General features: G+C 68.9%; 4 protein-coding genes. 3 read left to right on the forward strand and 1 reads right to left on the reverse strand.

Annotated elements, in window-relative coordinates; all coding sequences use genetic code 11:
- Nucleotides 1–213: 213 nt before the first annotated feature.
- The gene (locus tag NU1_RS18905; protein WP_067523112.1) at nt 214–1,005 is read left to right on the forward strand and encodes an ABC transporter permease; all 792 of its coding nucleotides are present in this window, start codon (nt 214–216) and stop codon (nt 1,003–1,005) included.
- 8 nt (nt 1,006–1,013) lie between these two features.
- On the opposite strand, the gene NU1_RS18910 is transcribed toward NU1_RS18905, so the two are convergent.
- Entirely contained in the window at nt 1,014–1,550 is a 537-nt protein-coding gene (locus tag NU1_RS18910; protein ID WP_067523113.1) for a VOC family protein, read from the reverse strand.
- A 434-nt stretch (nt 1,551–1,984) separates the two neighbouring features.
- Between NU1_RS18910 and NU1_RS18915 the strand changes: the two genes are divergently transcribed.
- On the forward strand, nt 1,985–6,274 hold the full coding sequence (locus NU1_RS18915; protein WP_157552488.1) for an ABC transporter ATP-binding protein: 4,290 nt from the start codon (nt 1,985–1,987) through the stop codon (nt 6,272–6,274).
- 132 nt (nt 6,275–6,406) lie between these two features.
- On the forward strand, nt 6,407–6,614 hold a 208-nt coding region (locus tag NU1_RS40435; protein WP_245720199.1), incomplete at its 3' end, for a 2-oxoglutarate dehydrogenase E1 subunit family protein.

A 6,614-nucleotide genomic window follows, 5' to 3' on the forward strand; every position in this document is an offset into this window, starting at 1 on the left:
GCCACCCACGCGCGTCCGCCCGGTCGGCGGTCGCCATCTGTCGCTCCGGGTGCAGGGCGTGTGTGCGGTGCGACGCGTCGAATCGCCGCATCGACCGTCGAGCGTTTCGCCCTGCCCCGGCGAGCCCTCCGACGCACCACGGGGTCGCTCACGAATATTGTTGTCGTTTACCGATTCCGACCCAGCTTCCCGGGTCCGCACCGGAGGTACTCCATGATCCGCACCGTGCCCGCCGCCGTAGTTCGGGCCGGGACGTCCGAGGTTCGCAAGGTCACCTCGCTGCGCATGAACTGGATGACCGCGACGGCCCTCGTCGTGATCGGCGCGATCGTGTTCTCGGTGGCCGGGTTCACGGTGGAGGCGGCACTGGGCAGCGATGCGGAGGACGGGTTCCTCACCGCCGGTGGGGCTTTGGCCGCGGCGGTGCTGATATTAGCGGCGGCCATTGTGCTGGCGGGGGTGTTCGGGGCCGTCGCCGCCGGATCGGAGTACCGCTATCGGACGCTGCCGGTGAGCTCGCTGTTCACGCCCGACCGAAACCTCCTACTCGGCGCGAAAATGGTTGTGGCGGCGGTGTTCACGCTATTGACGGTGCTGACGCTGGAGGTGCTCGGGATCGGCGCGTTCCTGCTGTTCGGTCGCGACCGGATTCAGATCGAGGGTTCGTTCTACGCGCTGCTCGGTGGGGTACTGCTGGCCGCGGTGTGCTGGTCGCTGATCGGTGCGGCGCTGGGTTTCGTGCTGCGCTCCCCCACCCAGGCCGTCGCGGTCCTGATCGGCTGGTCGATTCTGGAACCGCTGGTGTGGGTGACGGCGGACGCCCTGGGCATACCGGGTGTCGCGACCATCCTGCCCGCCTCGGCGACCGTCGGAACCGCCACCGTCGGCTCGTTCCCCGATGCCGCCTTCATCGCCCCCACGCCCGCGGCCATCGTAGTGCTGCTGGTGTGGACCACGGGTCTGGTCACCGCGGCGTGGTGGTTGCTGCGCGAACGCGAACTCTGACCGGTCCGTCAGTCCACTTCCGGACCGGCCGAAAGTCGCTGCCAGACAGCGTGATCGGTACGCGGTCCACCCGGGGTATCCGCCCCGTACACGGCGATCTCGGCCGCCAGATCCAGCGGCCGTGTGGGTGCGGTCATCTCCCGAAGTTCCCGCTCCACCGCCGAGTCCGGCACCAGCCAGCACACCTCGAATTCGATGCCGTCCGGATCGGCCGCGTAGAGCGCCTTGGTCGACGCGTGATCGGATGCCCCGCGCAGCACCCCCGCAGCGGTGAGCTTGCCCTCGATCCGCTGCAATTCGCGCAGGGTGTCCACCTCCCAGGCCAGGTGGTACAGCCCGACCCGCCCGGTCCGGTGCGCGGTCGCGGCATCCTGCGACTGGAACAGCCCCAGGTCGTGGTCATTGGCCGACCCCTCCGCCTGGAGGAACACCCCACCGGGGAACCCGCCGATCCGCCGGAACCCGAGCACGTCACCGTAGAACGCGGCCGAACGCTCCAGATCGGACACGAACAGGACGGCGTGATTGAGGCGCTGAATCGGCATGGGCGGCTCCGTTCGAAGTGTGGTCGAGCGATCTCCAGCGGACCACGGCCCGGCCGCCCGACACAAGCGTAGGTCCCGATGCTGGGCGGACGCGTGGGACCGGTGCCGAGCGCAAGCGCGGGACCCCGTGCCGAGCGCACTGCCGGAAGCACCGCGAGGACCGAATGACCCGTTATCCCGGCGCGCTTTTGGCCGGGATCCACCGGGTAGCGCGAACTCTCGGATGTGGATTCCGGCCAAAAGCACGCCGGAATGACCAGGGAGGTATCAGGCGGCGAGGTCCCGGCGGTCGAGCGGCCTGGTCCCGGCGGTCAGGCAGCCGGGCAGCTGGCGGCGCGGGTGCTGAGACCCGAGTCGGACTCGAGGCGGCGGGTCGGCACGAACGGGGTGCGGGAACAAAAGGGCGTCGGTGGAGGTCATTACCGTCGATGGGGATGAGCGCGATCGAGACTGATGCGGCGGTGGCCGGGCGGGCAGGTGGGGATGCCCCCGGGTGGATTCGGCGATTGTGGGCTCGGTGTCGTGAGCACCCCTGGTTGCTGGGGGCGATTGTCGCGGCGTTGTTAGCGGGGGCTCTGGTAGAGGTGACCGGGCCGCTGTTGGCCAAGCGGGCCCTCGATGGGGCGACCGCCGGGGATACCGCGATCATCGGGGTGATGGCGGCGCTGATGGCGGCCCTCGCGGTCGGACGGTTCTTCGCCACGTTCGCGCGGCGGTTGCTGGCGGGGCAGCTCGCTCTCGACGTGCAGCACGAATTGCGGCTCGATCTGCTGGGGGCGCTGCAACGCCTCGATGGGCGGGGGCAGGACGCGCTACGCACGGGGCAGGTGGTGTCGCGGTCCATTACCGATCTGCAACTCGTGCAGGGCCTGCTGGCCATGGCGCCCTGGTCGATGATGGCGGCGCTGCAATTCGTGCTGGCGGCGGGAGTGATGATCTGGCTGTCACCACCGCTGGCATTGACAGCGTTGCTGGTGGTGCCCGCTATCGCGGTGGTGGTGTACCGGATTCGGCCGCGGCTGTACGCGGCCACCTGGTCGGCGCAGCAGCGGGCGGCGGATCTGGCGCAGCATGTGGAGGAGACCGTCACCGGGGTGCGCGTGGTGAAGGGCTTCGGGCAGGAAGCGCGCATGGTGGGGGTGCTGGAGGGGCACGGTCGACGGCTGTTCGCGGAGCGGATGCGCGCCGCGAAACTGGATGCCCGGTTCGCGCCGACCCTATCCGCCATTCCTCAGGCCGGGCTGGTGGCGGTCATCGCCATCGGTGGGCTGCTGGCACTCGAGGGCGCGATCGGCATCGGCACCTTCCTGGCGTTCACCGCGTATGTCGCGACCATGACCGCCGCCACCCGCACCATTTCCTCGGTGCTGGTCATGGCGCAGCTGACCCGCGCCGCCGCCGAACGTGTGCATCAGGTGATCGACAGCGCCCCGCCCCGCACCGATCCGGAGCATCCGGTCGCGCTGCCCTCGGGACCACTGGGTGTCGACATCGATTCGCTGACATTCGGATTCGATACCGACCGGCCTATCCTGCGCGACTTCGACCTGACCGTGGCCCCGGGTGAGACGGTGGCCATCATCGGTGCCGCGGGTTCCGGCAAATCCACCCTCGCCCTGCTGCTTCCCCGCTTCTACACCCCCGACACGGGACAAATCACCTTGCGCGGCACCGACTCCCAGGTCGATATCACCGACCTCCGCGCCGCCGATCTGCGGTCGGCCATCAGCGTGGTCTTCGACGAACCGTTCCTGTTCTCCGACACCATCGCCGCCAATATCGCCCTCGGCCGCCCCGACGCCACCGATACCGAAATCCGCGAGGCCGCCAAAATCGCCGTCGCCGACGATTTCATCGAGACGCTCCCCCAGGGCTACGACACCGTCGTCGGTGAACGCGGCCTCACCCTCTCCGGCGGCCAACGCCAGCGCATAGCCCTGGCCCGGGCCCTCCTCACCGACCCCCGCGTCCTCATCCTCGACGACGCCACCTCCGCCGTGGACGCCCTCACCGAAGCCGCGATCTTCGACGCCCTCCCGGCCAGCGGCCGCACGACCCTGATCCTGGCCCACCGCGAATCCACCCTGGCCCGTGCCGACCGCGTAATTCGCCTGCCTGACCCGGGATTCACGGTCGCCTCCCAGCTCGACGCGACGGGTTCGGCAGCAAAGCCGGTCCACCGGGGACCGACCGTCGAGCTCGAAGCTGCCGACTCCGACGAGCACCGCTCAGGAGTAGTCGCGGAACGTCATGACAAAGCCGACCAGGGCCATGGCGAACAGCACGGCGAAGCCGAGGACGCGCGACCAGACGATCGGCCAGTCGCGCACCCAGAGACCGCCGACCATGACGGTCAACAGCATGAGCACGCCGTAGCACGGGGTCCGCTCGGGATGTCGCCCCATGACGCCTGGGTACCCCTCCCCGCCCCGCGCCGCAACGATGCGAGCTCGAGCGGCACAACGCCCGCCCGGGCCCAGCGGATCAGTGAGGGTGCAGAGGGGGCGGGAGCCACCCACGCAACACCATCGCAGCTTCCCGCCGCTCACCCGATCAGCACGACCGCGGCCGGTGAGACGGTGCGCGAGAAGCGAAGAGCGATGTCGCCACTCGCGAACGGTGCACCGGAGGCCACCGCGCACACCCCCTCAGCTCCGGCGGTGGTATCGGCGCGTGACGCGACGAAGCAGGACTCCGCAGCGGAATCGACCGCGGCAGCGGACATCGATCGCGATACACCCCCGGAAGTTCGGCGGTCGCTGACCCGTCTCGGACCCGCCACCGAGCAGCCGGAATTCGATGAGCAACGGTTGCGAGAGCCCGATCCGGGGTTCCGTTTGACGCGGGCCCTGCGGCCGGTGCGCTGGCTGATCGCGGGCACCATGGCGTTGCTCGCGGTGGAGGCTGTTGCGAGCGTGGGGTTTCCATCCATAGTTCGGTACGCGATCGACACGGGGGTCAGTGGCGGAAAGACCGGAGCGCTGGGCTGGGCGGCCGTATTCGGTGCGGTCCTGGTGGTACTCGGGTGGATCGTGGCCTCGGTGGCACTGGTGTGGGCGTCCCGGGCCGGGGAGCGGGTGCTGTACGGGCTGCGGGTGCGCAGTTACGCGCATTTGCAACGGCTCGGCCTGGACTACTACGAGCGGGAATTGTCCGGGCGGATCATGACGCGGATGACCACCGATATCGACGCCCTGTCGACGTTCTTGCAGACGGGGGTGCCGGAGGTTCTGGTCAGTTTGCTGACCGTCGCGGGAATCGCGGTGGCACTGCTGGTGATCGACGTCCAGCTCGCGCTGGTGGTGTTCGCGGCGATACCGCCGCTGGCCCTGGCCACCTGGGGTTTCCGGAAGGTCTCGGGGTCGGCCTACACCCAGGCGCGCGAGCACGCGGCCACCGTGAACGCCGATTTCCAGGAGAACGTATCGGGACTGCGGGTGGTGCAGGCGTATCGGCACGAGCCGCAGGCGGCGCATCGATTCGCGGAGTACTCCGACCGGTACCGGGTGAGCCGGATGCGGGCGCAGCGGGCGATCGCGGTGTTCTTCTCCTTCGTGGGCGCGTGGACGGATCTGGCCCTGGCGGCGGTGGTGTTCGCGGGTGCCCGGCAGGTGGCGCAGGGGACCACGACCGCCGGGACCCTGGTGGCATTCGTGCTGTACCTGGGCCTGCTGTTCGGGCCCATTCACCAGCTGTCGCAACTGTTCGACAGCTATCAGCAGGCCCGGGTGGGCCTGCGGCGGATCGGCGAACTGCTGCGCACCGAATCCTCCATCGCACCCGATCCGGATGACGCGGTCACCATCGACGGCGGCCTCCGCGGTGAGGTGGTGTTCGACAATGTGCGCTTCCAGTACGCGGGCGCGCCCACCCCCGCCCTGGACGGTGTCACGCTGCGGATCCCGGCGGGCGGCAGCCTGGCACTGGTCGGCGCGACGGGTGCGGGCAAGTCGACGATCGTGAAACTGCTGGCGCGGCTCTATGACATGCCGCGTGTGGATTCCGGCCAAAAGCACGCCGGAATGACGAAACAGGCGAAGTCACCGACGGGCACGGCGTCCGAGGCGAGCGCGGCGGCAGCGGCGAGCGCGACTCCCACACACTCCGGTACCGGCGGCATCTACGTCGATGGCGTCGATATCCGCGACTACCAGCTCACCGACTTCCGCTCCCGGCTGGGCGTCGTGCCGCAGGAAGCTCACCTGTTCACCGGCGACGTCGCCAGCAACATTGCATTTGGCAAACCTTTCGCCACGACCTCACACATCGCGGACGCGGCCGATGAAGTAGGCGCGCTCGACACAATCGCGGCCCTACCGCACGGATTCGAGCAGCCGGTCGGCGAACGCGGTCGCGGGCTGTCGGCGGGGCAGCGGCAGCTCATTGCCCTGGCTCGTGCCGAACTCGTACATCCGGATCTGCTGCTACTCGATGAGGCCACGGCCGTGCTGGACCCGGCGGCCGAGGCGTCGGTGCTGGTGGCGAGCAGATCAGTGACACGCGGGCGGACCGCGATTATCGTCGCGCACAGGCTTGCGACCGCTGCGCAGGCCGATCGAATCGCCGTGGTGGAGCACGGGCGCATCGCCGAAATCGGCACCCACGACGAACTACTGCGGGCCGGCGGCCAGTACTCCCGGTTGTGGGCAGCGGCGGGCGCGCAAGAAGGAATATTGTCGAACCAGGACGAGTCCTTATCAGGGCACGCGTCCACTCGGTGGTAGTCCATGCCGACCGCCGAACGGGCGTGGGCATATCCTCAGAGGGGGCGCATCGGCGCGCATAGAGCCGATTACCCGTGCCGGGCACGTCACAAACGTCGCAGCGCGAAGAACGAAATGAGGCGAACACCTGCTGTGAGCAGCTCAACAGACCAGTTCGGACAGAACCAGTGGCTTGTCGACGAGATGTACCAGAAGTACAAACAGGACCCGTCGTCGGTCGATGAGAGCTGGCACGAGTTCCTCGCCGACTACACGCCGGAGAAGACAACCGACTCCGGAAACAACCAGGCCGCCGCCCCGGCCCCGGCAGCGGCTCCGGCCGCGCCCGCCGCCGCGGCTC

Origin of the sequence: Nocardia uniformis NBRC 13702 (assembly GCF_001613345.1) — a bacterium.
Lineage (GTDB): Bacteria > Actinomycetota > Actinomycetes > Mycobacteriales > Mycobacteriaceae > Nocardia > Nocardia uniformis.

Bases quoted from the DNA above. Each gene is read 5' to 3' on its own strand.
- NU1_RS18910 (WP_067523113.1), bottom strand. From the start codon at position 1,550: ATGCCGATTCAGCGCCTCAATCACGCCGTCCTGTTCGTGTCCGATCTG.
- NU1_RS18905 (WP_067523112.1), top strand. From the start codon at position 214: ATGATCCGCACCGTGCCCGCCGCCGTAGTTCGGGCCGGGACGTCCGAG.
- NU1_RS18915 (WP_157552488.1), top strand. From the start codon at position 1,985: ATGAGCGCGATCGAGACTGATGCGGCGGTGGCCGGGCGGGCAGGTGGG.